Origin of the sequence: Xanthomonas prunicola, assembly GCF_002846205.1 — a bacterium.
Lineage (GTDB): Bacteria > Pseudomonadota > Gammaproteobacteria > Xanthomonadales > Xanthomonadaceae > Xanthomonas > Xanthomonas prunicola.
The window spans coordinates 31,234-46,602 of sequence record NZ_PHKV01000002.1 but is presented as its reverse complement, the minus strand read 5'-3'; the positions used below and the strand labels follow the sequence as shown (position 1 = coordinate 46,602).

General features: G+C 64.9%; 14 protein-coding genes. 6 read left to right on the top strand and 8 right to left on the bottom strand.

Annotated features, from left to right (window positions below):
* The first annotated feature begins 24 nt into the window (after positions 1-24).
* The 3 genes from XpruCFBP8353_RS23700 to pip all read left to right on the top strand — a co-directional run bounded on the left by XpruCFBP8353_RS23700 (position 25) and on the right by pip (position 3,873).
* The gene (locus tag XpruCFBP8353_RS23700) at positions 25-639 is read left to right on the top strand and encodes a hypothetical protein (RefSeq protein ID WP_162300974.1); all 615 of its coding nucleotides are present in this window, start codon (positions 25-27) and stop codon (positions 637-639) included.
* Positions 636-2,831 carry a lipase family protein gene (locus XpruCFBP8353_RS23225; protein ID WP_165786153.1) on the top strand — a complete coding sequence of 732 codons (2,196 nt, stop codon included), beginning with the start codon at positions 636-638 and terminating at the stop codon, positions 2,829-2,831. The genes XpruCFBP8353_RS23700 and XpruCFBP8353_RS23225 overlap by 4 nt, the downstream gene beginning before the upstream one ends.
* A gap of 100 nt (positions 2,832-2,931) precedes the next feature.
* The gene (pip, locus tag XpruCFBP8353_RS06685) at positions 2,932-3,873 is read left to right on the top strand and encodes a prolyl aminopeptidase (RefSeq protein WP_101362548.1); all 942 of its coding nucleotides are present in this window, start codon (positions 2,932-2,934) and stop codon (positions 3,871-3,873) included.
* Between the two features lie 208 nt (positions 3,874-4,081).
* On the opposite strand, the gene XpruCFBP8353_RS06680 is transcribed toward pip, so the two are convergent.
* The 4 genes from XpruCFBP8353_RS06680 to XpruCFBP8353_RS06665 are packed head-to-tail and all read right to left on the bottom strand — an operon-like array spanning position 4,082 to position 6,966.
* Complete coding sequence (locus tag XpruCFBP8353_RS06680; protein ID WP_101362547.1) at positions 4,082-4,879, bottom strand: N-formylglutamate amidohydrolase; 798 nt, start codon at positions 4,877-4,879, stop codon at positions 4,082-4,084.
* Positions 4,860-5,411: an NUDIX hydrolase gene (locus XpruCFBP8353_RS06675; protein ID WP_162300973.1), complete on the bottom strand. Its 552-nt coding sequence runs from the start codon at positions 5,409-5,411 to the stop codon at positions 4,860-4,862. Before XpruCFBP8353_RS06675 ends, XpruCFBP8353_RS06680 begins: the two co-directional genes overlap by 20 nt.
* A complete protein-coding gene (locus tag XpruCFBP8353_RS06670) occupies positions 5,408-6,394 on the bottom strand; it encodes a 5'-3' exonuclease (protein ID WP_162300972.1) in 987 nt (328 codons plus the stop codon). The genes XpruCFBP8353_RS06675 and XpruCFBP8353_RS06670 overlap by 4 nt, the downstream gene beginning before the upstream one ends.
* Positions 6,391-6,966, bottom strand: a complete 576-nt coding sequence (locus XpruCFBP8353_RS06665) for a nitroreductase family protein (protein WP_101362545.1) — start codon at positions 6,964-6,966, stop codon at positions 6,391-6,393. The genes XpruCFBP8353_RS06670 and XpruCFBP8353_RS06665 overlap by 4 nt, the downstream gene beginning before the upstream one ends.
* 367 nt (positions 6,967-7,333) lie before the next feature.
* Here XpruCFBP8353_RS06665 and XpruCFBP8353_RS06660 point away from each other — a divergent pair, with 367 nt between their 5' ends.
* The gene (locus XpruCFBP8353_RS06660; RefSeq protein ID WP_101362544.1) at positions 7,334-9,688 is read left to right on the top strand and encodes a DUF1631 domain-containing protein; all 2,355 of its coding nucleotides are present in this window, start codon (positions 7,334-7,336) and stop codon (positions 9,686-9,688) included.
* A 368-nt stretch (positions 9,689-10,056) separates the two neighbouring features.
* Here the strand turns inward: XpruCFBP8353_RS06660 and XpruCFBP8353_RS06655 are convergent, their stop codons facing one another.
* Positions 10,057-10,914, bottom strand: coding sequence for an alpha/beta hydrolase (locus XpruCFBP8353_RS06655; RefSeq protein ID WP_101362543.1), 858 nt, complete (start codon positions 10,912-10,914; stop codon positions 10,057-10,059).
* A 125-nt stretch (positions 10,915-11,039) separates the two neighbouring features.
* Here XpruCFBP8353_RS06655 and XpruCFBP8353_RS06650 point away from each other — a divergent pair, with 125 nt between their 5' ends.
* Both XpruCFBP8353_RS06650 and XpruCFBP8353_RS06645 read left to right on the top strand, forming a co-directional pair.
* On the top strand, positions 11,040-11,639 hold the full coding sequence (locus tag XpruCFBP8353_RS06650; RefSeq protein ID WP_101362542.1) for a TetR/AcrR family transcriptional regulator: 600 nt from the start codon (positions 11,040-11,042) through the stop codon (positions 11,637-11,639).
* Between the two features lie 621 nt (positions 11,640-12,260).
* The gene (locus XpruCFBP8353_RS06645) at positions 12,261-13,358 is read left to right on the top strand and encodes an NAD(P) transhydrogenase subunit alpha (RefSeq protein WP_101362541.1); all 1,098 of its coding nucleotides are present in this window, start codon (positions 12,261-12,263) and stop codon (positions 13,356-13,358) included.
* 505 nt (positions 13,359-13,863) lie between these two features.
* Here the strand turns inward: XpruCFBP8353_RS06645 and XpruCFBP8353_RS06640 are convergent.
* From XpruCFBP8353_RS06640 to XpruCFBP8353_RS06630, 3 genes are read right to left on the bottom strand one after another with little or no spacing between them, the layout of a single operon-like run.
* On the bottom strand, positions 13,864-14,352 hold the full coding sequence (locus XpruCFBP8353_RS06640; protein WP_101363055.1) for a DUF3106 domain-containing protein: 489 nt from the start codon (positions 14,350-14,352) through the stop codon (positions 13,864-13,866).
* A 5-nt stretch (positions 14,353-14,357) separates the two neighbouring features.
* On the bottom strand, positions 14,358-14,708 hold the full coding sequence (locus XpruCFBP8353_RS06635; RefSeq protein ID WP_101362540.1) for a hypothetical protein: 351 nt from the start codon (positions 14,706-14,708) through the stop codon (positions 14,358-14,360).
* On the bottom strand, positions 14,705-15,268 hold the full coding sequence (locus XpruCFBP8353_RS06630; RefSeq protein ID WP_162300971.1) for an RNA polymerase sigma factor: 564 nt from the start codon (positions 15,266-15,268) through the stop codon (positions 14,705-14,707). Before XpruCFBP8353_RS06630 ends, XpruCFBP8353_RS06635 begins: the two co-directional genes overlap by 4 nt.
* Positions 15,269-15,369 lie beyond the last annotated feature (101 nt).

The following is a 15,369-nucleotide window of genomic DNA, read 5'->3' as shown; positions in this document are numbered from 1 at the left end:
GCTTATCCCCCTGAGGACGATCTAATGAAACTGCACCATTTGGCCGCTGCCGCCATCATGCCCCTGGCTGCTGCGACCACCGCCGGCTGTTCGAAAGGTATCGATGTCGGCAACGATGGCGCAACCGGTCACCTCAATCCACACCCGGTTAAGCGCTACGAAGTCATCGCCACATCGCACGCACCGGGACCGTGGGATTCGTTCGAAGGTGCCTACATCGGGTATGACGTAATTAATACGGAATGCGTTCCAATGATTCCGGTCATCGGCGAGCAACATGTGCCCAATACCTCGCTGGATGTGCCAATGGTTCGTGTGGATGACCACACGTGGAAAGGCTATTTCTACCGTGATGCTTTGCTGGACGAGGACTACTTCAAGCTTGGCGTGTGCCACTGGGATGTAACAAGCGTGGGCGTCAGCGCGATGGCGCAAGGGGTAAGGTTTGGATGGGGCGGCTTGCTAAACGAGCTTCTGCGTGACAGTCCTGAGACCAGCTATTTCAAGAAGAATGTGTATGGAGACCGGTCTTTTTCTCGCGATGGAGCACCTAATTATTCTCCTCTTCGGCCAGAGTACAAAAGCAGCCCGGATGATTTCTTTCCGGTAACCATAGCTATCAGGGAAGCTAAGCCATGAAAGTAAACGATCAAGTGCTTGCCGATGCCGCCAACGACTCATACGCCAATCGGTTGCAAAGTGATGTCGAGAAAAATAATAAGTACGTTTCCTTGGATGGCGGCAAATATCAGCTATTTGGGTATGCGAATGATGCTGCGACTGGGTTTCACGCGACCGCGTATCAGAACGTAGCAACGGGTGAGGTTGTCATCGCCTATCGCGGAACCGACCCTGGATTGTTCTCTGGCGAAACCAAATCGGAAAAAGCTGATCACGCGCTCACGACGTTGCAGGATATCGCCGTCGACGCCAAGATGGTGCGCGACACTGTCAATGCGCAAAAGCCAGCAGCCGATGCATTCACCGAGCAGATGATTGCCAAGGCGGCTAAGCAAGGTATTCCAAAGAGCCAGGTATTCGTCGCCGGCCACTCGCTGGGCGGCGCAGTGGCGGAAATTGAGGCTGCTGAGCACGGCCTGCGTGGCGCCACCTTCAATGCCTTCGGTGCTGCAGAAATGATCAATGGTTCACCGCAGCCGGGTTTTCACCTCACCAATTACCGTATGGCCGGCGACGTGGTGAGCGCAGCGAGTCCGCATGTCGGTGAGGTGGTGTCGCTGGCTAGCAAAGAGGATATCCAGAGCCTGCGTGCCGGTCGGTATCTGGATGCGCCGGCCGGGTCCGCGCCGCCCAATGCGTTGATCGCGATGCGGCTGAGCGACCACGGCGGGCAGCAGCATTTCCACAGCAAGAGCCCGGACAACATCCTGGAGCCACATCGCTTCCAGGAGGCTGTGCAACGCTACGCCGAGCACAAGGCCGGCATCGACCATTTCGGCAGAGATGTATCGCAAGCGCGCGCGGAACTATCCGAATCGCTGCGCCAGATGCACGGTAACGGCGGCCAGGGCGAGTTATCGCCGAATCTCCGGCGGCAATTGAATGAATATCTGGCCCTGAATGCCGATCCGGCCATCCGCGACAACATTGAGCGCAACGCTCCTGTACAAGGCGTCGGGTACGGCCTTCAATACGGTGCCGATCTTGTCCGTGCGAGCGGCCAGGCCGTGAAGGGTGTAGACGAGGGCGTGGAGGCGGTAGCGCGCAAAGCTGGCGTCTATATCGCTCCAATCTTGCCTGCGGTCAGTCTCGTGGGTGACGCGGCGCATCTGCACGGGCAGAGCATCGATGCAGCGGGCCGCATTGTGGGTGATGGCCTGGAATCAGCCAAAGGTCTTGTTGAGCGAGGCGCCCACGCTGCAGCCGAGGCCGTGGTGCAGCGTGTCCATGATCCTCGCTTCCAGGCTGGCGCTGCCAACGCCGTCAACCACATCGTCGATACCTATGACGCCGCTAGGGTTGCGTCGCACACGGTTGCGCAAAAATACCAGGACGGCGTGCATGCGGTCACCGAGGGAATTGATCGGACCGAGCGCACCGTGAAGCAGGCCTACGGCACGACCAAGCACGCGCTTTCCGAAGGCGTGGAGCGGGCCGAACACGTTGCCACAAAGACCTACGACGCCTCCAGGCACGCAGTCTCGCAAGCCGCAGACACGGCCGTGCGAAGCGGCACGCAGATGTACGAATCCGCCAAGCATAGTGCCTCGCAGGGCATCGACGCCGCCAAGCATGCGGCAGGTCAGGCCTATGACACCCTGACCCATCCTGGTCAATGGTTTCAGCGTGAGGCGCCAGCGCATGCACCGACGCAACCGCAAGCGCCTGCGCCCGCCGCGGTGCATCCTCAGGCTACGCCGCACGCTCCAGCTGCACACTCTTCCACGGCGCCCGCTCCCGGCCACCATGGAGCTCCCTCCGGTGCGCATCGTGCGCCTCACGCCAATGGACACGGCATCGCCGCGCTGTCGGCGGCAGATCAGGCCATGTTTGCGCGCATCCGTCAGGACGCGCCGGCACATGTAGGCGACGCGCATGTCGCGCAGGCGATGCTCGACGCCAAGCGGAATGGCATCACCGACGCCGGCAAGATTGACCGCGTGGCAATGGTCGGCGACACCATGTGGGTGGCCGGCACCACCCCGGGTTTCCGCGCCGCCACGGATATATCGCAGCAGCCAGCACCGATGCATGACACGTTGCAGCAAGCGCAGGGGCTCAATCAGCAGCGTGAGCAGCAGGTGGCGATGGATGCACAGCAACGCCAACACGATGGTGCCAGCGCCAGAGGCGCGTCGGCAATGGTGTAGCCGGTTCGGCGCCGCGGACGCCGCAGGTCATTGCAACCTGCTCAGGCAGGTCGGCATGCGCTAAGTTGGTTAAAATCCAGGTCTTTGCGTCGGAGCCACCATGCGCGCGCTATATCCCAAGATCGAACCGTTCGACAGCGGCATGCTGAAGGTCGACGACCGCCACACGCTGTACTTCGAACAGTGCGGCAATCCGCAGGGCAAGCCGGTGGTGATGTTGCACGGCGGCCCGGGCGGCGGGTGCAACAACAAGATGCGGCGCTTCCACGACCCGGCCAAGTACCGCATCGTGTTGTTCGATCAGCGCGGTTCCGGCCGCTCCACGCCGCATGCCGATCTGGTCGACAACACCACCTGGGATCTGGTCGCCGACATCGAGCGCCTGCGCACGCATCTGGGCATCGATCGCTGGCAGGTGTTCGGTGGCAGCTGGGGTTCCACATTGGCACTGGCCTACGCGCAGACCCATCCGCAGCAGGTCACCGAGTTGGTACTGCGCGGCATTTTCCTGCTGCGTCGCTTCGAGCTGGAATGGTTCTATCAGCAAGGCGCCAGCCGTTTGTTCCCGGATGCCTGGGAGCATTACGTCACTGCGATTCCGCCGGTGGAACGCGCCGATCTGATGTCTGCGTTTCATCGCCGCCTCACCAGCGATGACGAGGCCACGCGTCTGGCTGCAGCCAAGGCCTGGAGCGTATGGGAAGGCGCCACCAGCTTCCTGCATGTGGACGAGGACTTCGTTACCGGACACGAGGACGCGCATTTCGCCCTGGCGTTCGCGCGCATCGAGAACCATTACTTCGTCAACGGTGGTTTCTTCGAGGTCGAAGATCAGTTGCTGCGCGACGCGCATCGCATTGCCGACATTCCCGGTGTGATCGTGCACGGCCGCTACGATGTGGTGTGTCCTCTGCAAAGCGCATGGGATCTGCACAAGGTGTGGCCCAAGGCGCAGCTGCAGATCAGCCCGGCCTCGGGGCACTCGGCGTTCGAGCCGGAAAATGTCGATGCCTTGGTGCGTGCGACCGACGGGTTTGCCTAAGTGATTGCTTGCGTGTCGATCGGGGTTCGCTTCGGTCGACGTGCTTGATCAACCCGCGGGTGCGCTGAAGTGCAATGCAGTGAAACCCAGGTAGGAGCGCGCTTGCGCCCGATGCAGCCCTGCCGGTAACGCTCCGTCACGCGTAAGCGCGCTCCTGCTGATTGCTGATGCTCAACGCGTCGGTGATGCAGTTGCCAATCGCCGCGATTCAGGGCACCAACAATGCCTGCGCCAGCGGCGGCAAGATGCGCGCTAACCGCGCTGCCCAGGCCTGTTGTCCGGCCGCATCGGCAATCAAGTCCTGGCGGATTTCCAGTTCCACATGCAGCAGGCCGCGGCCTTCGCCATGGACCGGGATGGCGTAGTCGGTGGCATCGCTGACCGCATACGGCTGATTGTCGCCAACCACCAAGTCCGGTTCCGCACGCAAGGCATCCAGCAAGCGATGCGCCAGCCGCGTGTCGCGGTGGTACAGCACGCCGGCATGCCAGGGCCGCGCGGTGCCGGCCATCACCGGGGTGAAGCTGTGCATCGACACCAGCAGCGTCGGTTGGGCGCGCTGCGCGCGTGCATCCAGTTCGGCGGCGATGCGCGCGTGGTATGGCGCGAAGATTGCATCGATACGTTGCTGGCGATCGGCGCCGGTCAACGCCAGGTTGGCGGGAATCGACGTGCCGTCGCTGATGTCCGGCATCCGGCTGGCCGCGCCATCGGGCCGGTTGCAGTCGATCACCAGGCGCGAATAGGTCTGCGCGATGGCGATGGCATCCAGCGCCTCGGCCAGCAGATCGGTGACCTGCGCAATGCCGATATCCCAGCCGATATGGCGGTCCAGTTCAAACTGCGGCAGTCCCAGGTTGGCCAGCCGTGCCGGCACGCGCTGCCCGGCGTGGTCGGCGATCAGCAACCATGGCGATGCCGCCTGCGGGTTGTGCACAGTAAATGGCGCCGGATCGTCGGCACCGAGCAATGGTTCGATTGCGTCCTCAGCCACGCGCAGTGCCATCCAACGCGTGATCGACCAGATACAGGCCGGCCCACAGTTTGGGATCCATCTGATAGCCCTCGGCCATCTTCTGCACCAGCCAGGCACCGACCTGCGCCCGTGGGATTTCGTGCACGGTGATGTCTTCGCTGGCATCGCCGCCGCCGTCGCCGACCTTGCGCAAGCCGGTGGCGCGCACGAAGGCGATCTTCTCGCTGCTGGCACCAGCCGAGGTGGGGCCGATCATCAGCACTTCGGCGTGCGCGGCGGTCCAGCCGGTTTCTTCTTCCAGTTCGCGGATCGCCGACAGCTCGATCGACTCGTCGGCATGCACATCGCCCACCAGCCCGGCCGGCATTTCGATGGTGCGCGCCTGCAGCGGCACGCGGAACTGTTCGACGAACAACATCGCATCGTCCGGGGTCACCGCCACGATGATCGCGGCCAGGCCGCCGGCATGCACACGCTCGGAATACTCCCAGGTGCCACGCACGACCATGCGCTGATACTTGCCTTCGTAAACCACGGTGGGCGGGGTGTCGTGTCGGTTCATGGGTTCGGACCTTGTGCAAGGGAAACGGGAGGAAACGGTGCGGGGACGCTGGTGGCCGCGTCCAGCAGGCGGCGCCGGGTGAGCGGGCCGAAGCGCAGGCTCTCGCACAAGCCAGTCAGCATGTCCGCATCGGCGTGTGCACGCGTGAAGCCGGTTTCGGTAAGCGCCAGCGGCGCATCGAGCGCAATGGTGGTCAGCTGCCGCCACAGCAGCGCGTGTTCGCGCTGTTCGCGCAGCCGCACCGCCATTTGCGCAGCGCCACGTAAGCGCAGGAACGGAATTTCGTCGATGCGCTCCAACAGCGCATCCAGGCTACCGAAGTGCGCCAACAGCACCGCCGCCGATTTGGCCCCGATGCCGGTGATGCCGGGAATGTTGTCGATGGCATCGCCGCACAGCGCCAGATAGTCGGCGATCTGGTGTGCATGCACGCCGTGGCGCGCCTTCACGCCGTCCATGCCCCAACGCTGGTTGCGCGCGTAATCCCATTGCTCGTCATGTTCGAGCAATAGCTGCGATAAGTCCTTGTCGGCCGACACGATCACCCCGCGCAGGCCTTGCGCGCGCACGCTGTGCAACGCGCTACCGATCAGGTCGTCGGCCTCGTACTCGCGGTGGGCCAGCACGCTCAGGCCCAGCGCCGCGCACAGCGCCTTGCAATGCGCAAACTGGCGTCGCAGTGCATCCGGTGCCGGCTCGCGATTGCCCTTGTAAGCGGGGTAGATCGCATGCCGAAAACAGCTGTCCAGTGCTTCGTCGAAGGCGATGGTGATGTGCTGCGGGCGCTCGCGTTCCAGCAGGTCCAGCAGAAAACGCGCAAAGCCGTGCACCGCATTGGTCGGCCAGCCTTGCGCGTCCTGAAACTCGTCCGGAATCGAGTGCCAGGCACGGAACACGTACAGGCTGGCATCGATCAGGTACAGCGGCTCCGGGCGCGGGCCGCCTGGCAGCGCCGCGGCAATGGCGCCCGGCAGCGTGCTCACGGGGTCCAGTCGCGCAGCAAGACGCGCGGGTCCGGACGCTCGCGCTCGGGCACCTGCATGCGCGGCGTGCCGATATGGATGAAACCGGCGATGCGCTCGTGTTCGCCCAGGCCCAGATAGCCGGTCACGGCCGGGTCGTAGGCCATCCAGGCAGTCAGCCACTGCGCGCCGAAGCCATGCGCCTGTGCGGCCTGCAGCAATGCAAAACAGACGCAACCGGCGGTGAGCAGTTGCTCCTGCTCGGGCACCTTGTGTTCGGGGCGCAGCGAGGCGATCACCACGATCACGACCGGCGCGTCGCCGAAGCGCCCACGTTCCTTGGCAATGGCTGCGGGCGATGCCAGCGGGTCGGCGGCCAGAGTGCGCTCGGCGAGGAAATCGCCCAGTGCGGCGCGCGCGTCGCCGCCGATGCGCAGAAAGCGGAACGGCACCAGCTTGCCATGGTCGGGCACACGCACTGCCGAGGTCAGCATGCGCAGCAGGGTGTCTTCATCGGGCCCAGGCGCACCGAGTTGTTTGGATGGAACCGAACGGCGCGCGTCCAGCGCCTGAAGTGAATAGGGTGCGTGCATAAATCCGGGTCGGAGCAACGAGGCATTGAATTATAGACGGCCCCTTCCTAACGCTCGCCGCATCATGGCCGGCAGAGGCCGTGGACCCTGGCGAGATGCAAGGCGTGTGGATTGTCCGGAAGAGCTCGCCACGCTCAAGGCTTAACCCACGCGTGCGGATAATGCCGGTCGGCAAGCTCCACCGCGGCATAGCGAGCTAGGATGGCTGCTCGACGCGCAAACCCTGGGCGGTCACGAGTAAAGTGAGAGCTGAGTCACACTTAACAAACGAACGAACCGCCTACCATGCGAAGGCGGAATTTGGGGCCGCGTCTGTTTTTCCTCGTTTGAATATTTTCACGCCTGCAGAGGCGGGGAGCCTTTGCGCATGACTTTTCAGCCCAGTCCGTCGGGACACCCGGGCCGTGACCAACGCTTGCTCGAGCAGGCGCACGACGTGTTCGTGCCGGCGCTCGCGCAGGTGTTTGCTGCTGCAGTCGCGCATTTCGACGATGTGCTGTTTGACCGTGCCGAATCCGCTGGCGCGTCGCAGTTGCTGTTTCTCGATGGCATGCGCGAATTGCGTCGCAAGCGCGAAGAGGTTGCCAGCCAGTTCCGCCAACAGCTGGAAGACGGCTGGCAGGCGCTGGTGCTGGGCACGCCGTTGTCGGCCGAAGTGGTGCTGGCCGGCGACATGGGCACCGGCCCGCTGAGTCTGGTACCCGAGCACGTGCTGGAATCGCGGCTGGCGGTGCGCAATCTGGCCACCGTGCTGTTGCGTGAATTCAAGCAGGTGCTGGCGCGGGTCGACCGCCGCCTGGGCTGGATCGCCGGTGGGCTGGAATTGATGGCCGACACCAACCCGATTGGTCCGGAACATCTGGGTGTGGCGATTCACGAAGCCTTCGCCACCTGCGACCTGGCGCCGGAAGTACGGCTGGTGCTGATCAAGCTGTGCGAACGCGATCTGGCCGAGCCGATCGGCAAGTTGTATGCGCGCCTGGACGAGACCCTGGCCAAGGCCGGCGTGATGCCGGAGATGTCGCAGCCCAAGCGCGCGCCACCGCGCATGCAGCCGCGCGGCGACACGCCCGAAGAGCGGGCCCAGGCCCAGGCTCAGGGCGGTCATGCCGGGATGGGCGGCGACGACCCGGGCGATCAGTACGCGCCTGCCTGGGCCAACCGGTTCCTAGACCGCTGGGCGCATAGCCGCGGACGCATGCAGGCCGCGACGCAGCGCGGCCATGCCGACGGCGGCAGTGCTGGCGGCATGGACGGCGAGGCCGATCATCCGGGCGGTAGCCAGGGCATGCTGCTCGAAGCGCTGCACGAGTTGCTGCAGCAGACGCGCAGCGTGCGCGACACTGCTGCGTCCGCAGCAACGGTAGCGGTCGGCCAGCAACGCCCGTTGAGCCAGCGCGAAATGATGTCGGTGCTGTCGCTGCTGCAGGCCACGCCGAGCGCGACGCTGCAGGCGGCCATCGGCGACGACGACGAATCGTTGGCGCAGCGGCTGAAGAACGAAGTGCTGTCCAGCGCCACGCGGCTGGGCGTGGACCCGGCCACCGCAAAACTCGACCCGATGGACGAAGATGCCATCGACCTGGTCGGCATGCTATTCGACGTGATGCTGGACGAGCGCGATCTGGAAAATCGCTCGCGCGAAATGATCGGCCGTCTGGTGGTGCCGTTCGTCAAGGTCGCACTGCTGGACCGCAAGATGTTCGTGCAGAAGACCCACCCCGCGCGGCGTCTGCTCAACTCGTTGGCCGAGGCCTGCGAAGGCAACAACGGCGACAGCGCTGCCGAGCGCGTGCTGATGGGCAAGGTCGAAGAAATCGTCGACCGCCTGGTGGCCGAGTTCAACGAGAACCTGGCGATCTTCCTCACGTTAGAAGAAGAATTCCGCGACTTCCTGTCGCAGCATCGGCGTCGGGTAGAAATTGCCGAACGTCGTGCCACTGAAACCCAACGCGGGCAAGAAAAGCTGGAACTGGCCCGCAGCCGCGCGCTGTCGGAGCTGGAGCAGCGCGTGCCCGAAGGGGCCGGCCTGCCGAGGGCCGTGGAAGATTTCCTGCGCCAGCCGTGGCTGCACCACCTGACCATGGCGATCCTGCGTGATGGCGACGAAGGTCCGGGCACCATCGAAGCGCTGGCAGTGGCCGATGGCGTGCTGGAGGAACTGGCAGAAGCGCGCCGGCATATCGTCGGCAAGCCATGGCTGCAGGTCTGGCAGCCGGCGTTGCACCGCGTGTTCGCGAGCGTAGGCCTGCACGGCGATGCGGTGGTGGTGGCGATTACGGCGCTGCACGATACCTTGCAGGCGATTGCCGAAGCGCGCCCGGAGCTGGAAAAAGCCCTGCCGGAACTACCCCAGGTCAACCTGCCGCCACCGGCCGCCGAAAGCGTCAGCGTGGTGCTGGGTGCCGAAGCGGTGGCGCAGAGCATCGACAGTGCCGATGCCGAACGTTTCCGTGCGATGGACATCGGTACCTGGCTGGATTTTGTCGACAAGGATGGCAAGGTCCAGGCCGGCAAGCTGTCGTGGGTGAGCCCGATCTCGCAGCGGCTGTTGTTCGTCAACCGCCGCGGTGTGCGTTTCTGCGTTGCCTCGCCCGAAGAGCTGGCAGTGATGGTGCGGCTGGGCCGCCTGCGCGAACACATCAACGATGGCGCGTTCGACAGTGCGATGCAGGGCGTGATCGATCGGCTGGACCCGCAGCACAGCGGCACCGTGCACTGAGTAATTCAAACCGCGTATGCAGCCGCCCCCGGCCGCGTCCTTTCGACGGTGCGGTTTATGGCTTGATCGACCGGCTGGACGCTTTGCACAACACGAATAATCCGGTGCGCTGAGCAATCCAGCGCGTTTGTGCAGTGGCCTGGCCACCCGGTGGAGTAGGGCAGCGCGTTATATGGCGCGAGGCTTTGCTAGTGGGTCCATGCGGCTGAGGTGTCGCTATGCTAAGTAGCTCACTTGCAGGTGCAAAACACTGCTATTACCCAGACCTTCCACCACTTGCCCGGCTAAAAAGTCATCGATGCGCGCTGTCATGCTTGCTGCCGTGGGGCGCGGCAGCAATGACGGATGTTTATGTGGTTTTCTTCAGATCATGCCGGGCCGATGAACTGCATTGCCCGCTCGATTACCGAGCCGTGGTCGACCATGCGGTTGTGGCCTAGCCCGTCGGTGCTGAAGAGCTGCGCGCCCGGCCACAGGCTGGCAAAACGCGCACCTTCGTCCCACGGTGTTTCGCGGTCGCGACGGTCGTGGATGATCAGCGCCGGGCGGTCGAACTGAGGCAGGTGTGCCGTCGCATCGAAGTCAGCAAAACGCTTGCCCGTGAGGTCTTCCAGCCAGCTTTCGAACGGTGCGAACGCGGCAGGCGCAATGCCGAATGCGCGAAATTGGCGCTGCGCACTGGCGGCTGGCGCCAGCAACGGTGCGATCAGCACATAGCGCGCGGGGCGCCACACCGGGTCGTCGGCAAATACCACCGAGGCCGCGCCGAGCGAGTGGCCAATAAACGCGGCCGGGCGGCCGAAGCGGCTGCCGAGGGCACGCACCATTTTGACAAAATGCGGCATATGGCTGATTCGCCCGCCGCTCAAGCCGTGCGCCGCCTGATCGAACGCCACGACCGCATAGCCGAGTGCGCGCAACTTCGGCACCCAGGCCGCAAAGCGCAGCGCGTAACTGGCCCAGCCATGCGACAGCAGCACATACGGCTGCTGCGCCGGATCGCCCCACTGATACACCGCGATGTCGATGTCATCGATTCGCAGCGTGTGACGCTGCATATCAGTCAATGTGGCCGCGATCGTGGCCGCCTGCCGGCGCCCAAGTGCTGTCGGGATGACGAAGCGACGTGCCAGATAGCGGCCGGTGGGGCCAGGAGCGAGCCGACTGGCGCAGGCCAGGGCGCCGCGTAACAGGCGCGCGCGCAGCGGGGCGATGGATGAGCTCATGAGGCATTTCCTGCGAAGAGAGGGCAGCATCTAGTCGATGACAAGATGGCGAGCAGTCTCGTGCGCGCATCTTGTCAACGTCAAGATGATTTGCTCCACTGCTGTCTCCATAAGCGAAGCTGCCCATGCCGCCCTCGTCCACCACCGCCGCCTACCACCACGGTGATCTGCCGGCCGCGCTGCGGCGGGCGGGCTGGGACTTGCTGGGCGAGTCCGGTTTGCGCGGGCTCACCTTGCGTGCCTGCGCCCGCCGCGCCGGTGTGTCGCACGCTGCCCCCGCGCACCACTTCGGCTCGCTGGACGGACTTCTGGCGGACGTGGCGGCTGACGGTTACGAGCGCATGCTCGCGCGCATTCTCGCCACGCAGCGTGAGGTGGACGACCCGTTGATGGGTTGCGGGCTGGGCTATATCCGGTTTGCGCTGGAGTTTCCGCAGCATTTCCGGCTGATGTTGGGCTTGGATGCGCGCGCGTTGCGCTGGCCACGCTTGACCGAAGCCAGCGCTGCGGCGATGGCGTGCCTGCGCGAGACGGTGCGTGCGCAATGGATTGCCCGGCACGCTAGCGACCCGGGCGCCGCGTTGCTAGAGCAGCGCACCGTGCTCGCTTGGAGCGCCGTACATGGTTACGCCTCCCTTGCCATCGACGGGAAGCATGAGGCGTTGCTGGGCATTGCCCCTGAGCTGGTTTTTGCGCCGCTGCTGAAAGGGTTGCTTGAGCCTTAGTGCGCCCTCTTCGACGATTTTCGGAGCTTCGACGGTCAGGCCGTGACTGCAAGGCGCTAGGAGAATGGGCTGGGAGCGCGATGAGGCATGCGCTCAACTTCGGCATTGCCTGCACTTGCATAGCCGCAAGGGTCTCGAATGCGATCTGACGCCGGCATGACGTGTTTGAAGCGGAATACGCATTCGACGCGGAATACGGTCGGGTTGCGCTCTTGTATGCGGCAGCCGGCCCCCGTTTCCCAGCGAGCCGCTGCGGCCACACGGCCGTTGATTTGCAGGTCAGGGCGATCACGCGTGCGTGTGACGCCGGAATCAGCGCTGTGCTGCAGGCGACATCCTTGATCTGCGTATCGTGCCGCTGGTGTGCCGGCGCGTATCGCGCAGTACAGCTGCAGCGCCGTCGTCCAGAACGATTCTGCAAGTTGCCTCAGGCAACTCCCCGAAACTCGTCATCCGGCTCACGGGTGCCACCAAGCCAAAATGGGCGCTGGACCGATGCATCAGCGGCTGCTCACCCTCAGCCACTGACGCTCTCGCCGAGAGAATGATCCAAGCTTCGCCACCTGCGCGCGCCGCGCTCTGCTAGCATCGCCGCGACTGGGCGCAAGACCGGAGCAACGCATGGCTCTGCAGGTGCTGGTGCTGAAAGAACGGGCCGATGGCGAACGCCGCGTGGCGGCGACGCCGGAAACGGTCAAGAAACTGGTTACGCTCGGTGCCGGCGTGTGGATCGAGCCGGGGGCCGGCCGGGCCAGCAGCATGGACGATGCCGCGTATCTGCAGGCCGGTGCGCAGCTTGCCGGCGTCGATGCCGTGGCGCAGGCCGATGTGGTGCTGTGTGTGCAGGCGCCCTCCACTGACACATTGCTTCAGTGCAAGCCACACACGGTGGTGATCGGCATGCTGGCGCCAGACGCGGATCCGGCGCGTGCGCAGGCATTTGTCGCGCGCGAGTTGATCGCATTCCCATTGGAGCGCCTGCCGCGCACCACGCGTGCGCAATCGATGGACGTGCTGAGTTCGCAGGCCGGCATGGCCGGCTACAAGGCGGTGCTGATAGCCGCGCAACTGGCACCGCGCTTTTTCCCGATGCTGACGACTGCGGCCGGCACCATGCGTCCGTGCAAGGTGCTGGTAATCGGCGCGGGTGTGGCCGGGCTGCAGGCGATCGCCACGGCCAAACGATTGGGCGCGCAGGTGGAAGGCTTCGATGTGCGACCGGAAACGCGTGAGCAGATCGCCTCGCTGGGCGCGCGGTTTCTGGACCTGGGCGTGAGCGCGGCCGGTGAAGGCGGCTACGCGCGCCAGCTCACCGATGACGAATGCGCGGAACAGCAGCGCCGTCTGGCCGAACATCTCAAAAGCGTGGACGTGGTGGTGTGCACCGCCGCAGTGCCAGGCCGGCCGGCGCCGAAGATCGTGACCGCCGAGATGGCGCGCGGTATGCGCACCGGCAGCGTGATCGTGGATCTGGCGGCGGAAACCGGTGGCAACTGCGCCGCCACCCGCCCGGGCGAGACCTATGATCTCGACGGCGTGGTCGTCGCCGGCCCGCTCAATCTCGCCAGCCAGGGCGCCGTGCATGCCAGCGAGATGTTCGCGCGCAACGTCTACGCATTCGCGGCCTTGTTGATCAAGGACGGCGCGCTGACCTTCGATTGGGACGATGAGTTGCTGGCGAAGACGCGGTGGTCGGCGCAGGCAGCGAGCAACGGGTAGCTGCGGCAGAAACTACATCGCGAGCGATCAGCCCAGCACGGTGCACAGCGGATCGTGAGCAGCCATCGGGCGGTGCGGATGTCCTGCAAGTCATCTGATCTTGTCGCTCGCAGAGGTGTTGCCGTTCGCGCTACCGCAAGAGGTGGCGGTTCCATTTGTGCCGCCGGACATTGGGCGTTGGTCGGCGTCTTCAGTGCCGCGTTTCGGGGTACTGGCAGTGTCGTGATGGTGGATGCAGCCCGCCAGGGCCGCGAGTGGGGAGACGCTGTTGCCCAGCGTTTGCGGTCGAAAGCGTTGCAGCGCTGTGCGCTACCCGCCGTACCCGTCTTGCCGTAAGAGGGTATGACCGACACCGGCCAGTGCGCGTGGCTGACGTTAGCGGCGGTGGCGCTGCAAGACGCGATGCATCGCCCGTGATGGATGGCGACCGTCCACGAACACAATGCATAGCGCCTGATCACTCAAGACCGTCTGCTATGTGCGCTGTCCCGTTTCCCATCGCGCATCAGTCCTGGACCGGCGGATGCTCGCGTAGCCAGGTGCTGCGCTCGGTCGGGCTCATCTTCTGCCAGCGCTGCTGCAGTTCGTTGCGCTGCTGCGGGTTAAGCGTGCGCATGCGGTCGAACAAGGCCTTGGCCTCACGACGTTGCTCCGGGGTCATGTTGCGGAAGCGGTCCATGCCGGCCTTGGCCTGCTTGCGCTGCTCCGGCGTCATGTCCAGCCAGCGGCGAGCGTGCCGGTACATCCTGGGGCGTTCTTCGGGCACGTCGTTCCAGCGCTCGCGTAGCGCATCGATCATGACCTGGCGCTGCTGCTGGGTCAGTTGGTCCCACTCAGGCATCGGGGTCTCGTCATGCGGACCCTGGCCGCGTGGGCCAGGTCCATCCATGGGTGGGCCCGGTGGCGGTCCGGGCGGGCGGTCCTGGGCCAGCGTCAAGGCGCACGGCCCGGCGCACAGCAGCAGGGTCAACAACAGGCGGGTGGTGTGGGTCATCGTGCTCATTCCATGGCCAGGGCAGTGTCGGACCCGAGCCAGACGTAGAGGTCCGGGTTCTGGGTCAGCAGGTCGTCGGTATCGGTCGTGGCACTGCCGCTGGCAACCAACTGCGTCGGCGCGGTGCCAGACGGAGCGCTCTGGCTCGGACGCAATTGCAGGCCAATGCCGATCGCCAGCAGGCCCGAGCACGCGGTGGCCAGTAACCAGTAGCCGCGCCGGCTACGCGTGGTGGCCGACGCGTGGCGGGCCTGACGCAGGCGCGCCAACGTCTGCGGCGGCAGGCTGGTCAGCGCCGTGGCATGCAGCTGACGCAGTTGCGCATCCAGCCGAGCGGTGTCGTGGGAGCGGTTCACAGGAAATCCTCGAACTGTTTTTGCAACGCGTCGCGCGCGCGCGACAGGTGGGTTTTGACCGAGCCTTCGGAGCAGCCCATCGCCTTGGCGGTGGTGGCCACGTCCAGGTCTTCGAGCACGCGCAGGGTGAATGCTTCGCGCTGGCGTGCCGGCAGTGTGCGCAGTGCATCGACCAGCCGTTGGTAGGCCTGCTGATGCTGGTGTTCGTCGACCGGCCCGGTGCCGGGGTCGGCCCAGTCGATGGGGCCTTCGTCGTCGGCGCGCTCGGCCGGCGCCCAGAATTTCAGGCGAAAGCTGCGCCGCCGCTGCAGGTCGATGATGCGGCTGCGCAGGATGCTCCAGAACAGCGGCGTCCATTCGGCGGCCGGGCGCTCGCGGTAGCCGAGCAGCTTCACCATGGCGTCCTGCACCGCGTCCAGCGCATCTTCGCGGTGCCGCAAGCCGGCCTCGGCAAAGCGGAACGCACGCGGCCCGATGCCGGCCAGGAAGGCGTCCAGCGAAACCGGCGCGGTGGCGGCCGGTGCGGCAGGTTGTGGATCGAAAGGGGTTCCCACCAACACAGCGTAGCTTCCGCGGGGACGATACGACGTCAACGGGCGAGCGCGGATTCGGTTGACAGGCGCCTGCACGCGCGCGGCGTGGGTATGATCGGCGGGCCGCA

Bases quoted from the DNA above. Each gene is read 5' to 3' on its own strand.
- XpruCFBP8353_RS23700 (WP_162300974.1), top strand. From the start codon at position 25: ATGAAACTGCACCATTTGGCCGCTGCCGCCATCATGCCCCTGGCTGCT.
- XpruCFBP8353_RS23225 (WP_165786153.1), top strand. From the start codon at position 636: ATGAAAGTAAACGATCAAGTGCTTGCCGATGCCGCCAACGACTCATAC.
- pip (WP_101362548.1), top strand. From the start codon at position 2,932: ATGCGCGCGCTATATCCCAAGATCGAACCGTTCGACAGCGGCATGCTG.
- XpruCFBP8353_RS06680 (WP_101362547.1), bottom strand. From the start codon at position 4,879: ATGGCACTGCGCGTGGCTGAGGACGCAATCGAACCATTGCTCGGTGCC.
- XpruCFBP8353_RS06675 (WP_162300973.1), bottom strand. From the start codon at position 5,411: ATGAACCGACACGACACCCCGCCCACCGTGGTTTACGAAGGCAAGTAT.
- XpruCFBP8353_RS06665 (WP_101362545.1), bottom strand. From the start codon at position 6,966: ATGCACGCACCCTATTCACTTCAGGCGCTGGACGCGCGCCGTTCGGTT.
- XpruCFBP8353_RS06660 (WP_101362544.1), top strand. From the start codon at position 7,334: ATGACTTTTCAGCCCAGTCCGTCGGGACACCCGGGCCGTGACCAACGC.
- XpruCFBP8353_RS06655 (WP_101362543.1), bottom strand. From the start codon at position 10,914: ATGAGCTCATCCATCGCCCCGCTGCGCGCGCGCCTGTTACGCGGCGCC.
- XpruCFBP8353_RS06650 (WP_101362542.1), top strand. From the start codon at position 11,040: ATGCCGCCCTCGTCCACCACCGCCGCCTACCACCACGGTGATCTGCCG.
- XpruCFBP8353_RS06645 (WP_101362541.1), top strand. From the start codon at position 12,261: ATGGCTCTGCAGGTGCTGGTGCTGAAAGAACGGGCCGATGGCGAACGC.
- XpruCFBP8353_RS06640 (WP_101363055.1), bottom strand. From the start codon at position 14,352: ATGACCCACACCACCCGCCTGTTGTTGACCCTGCTGCTGTGCGCCGGG.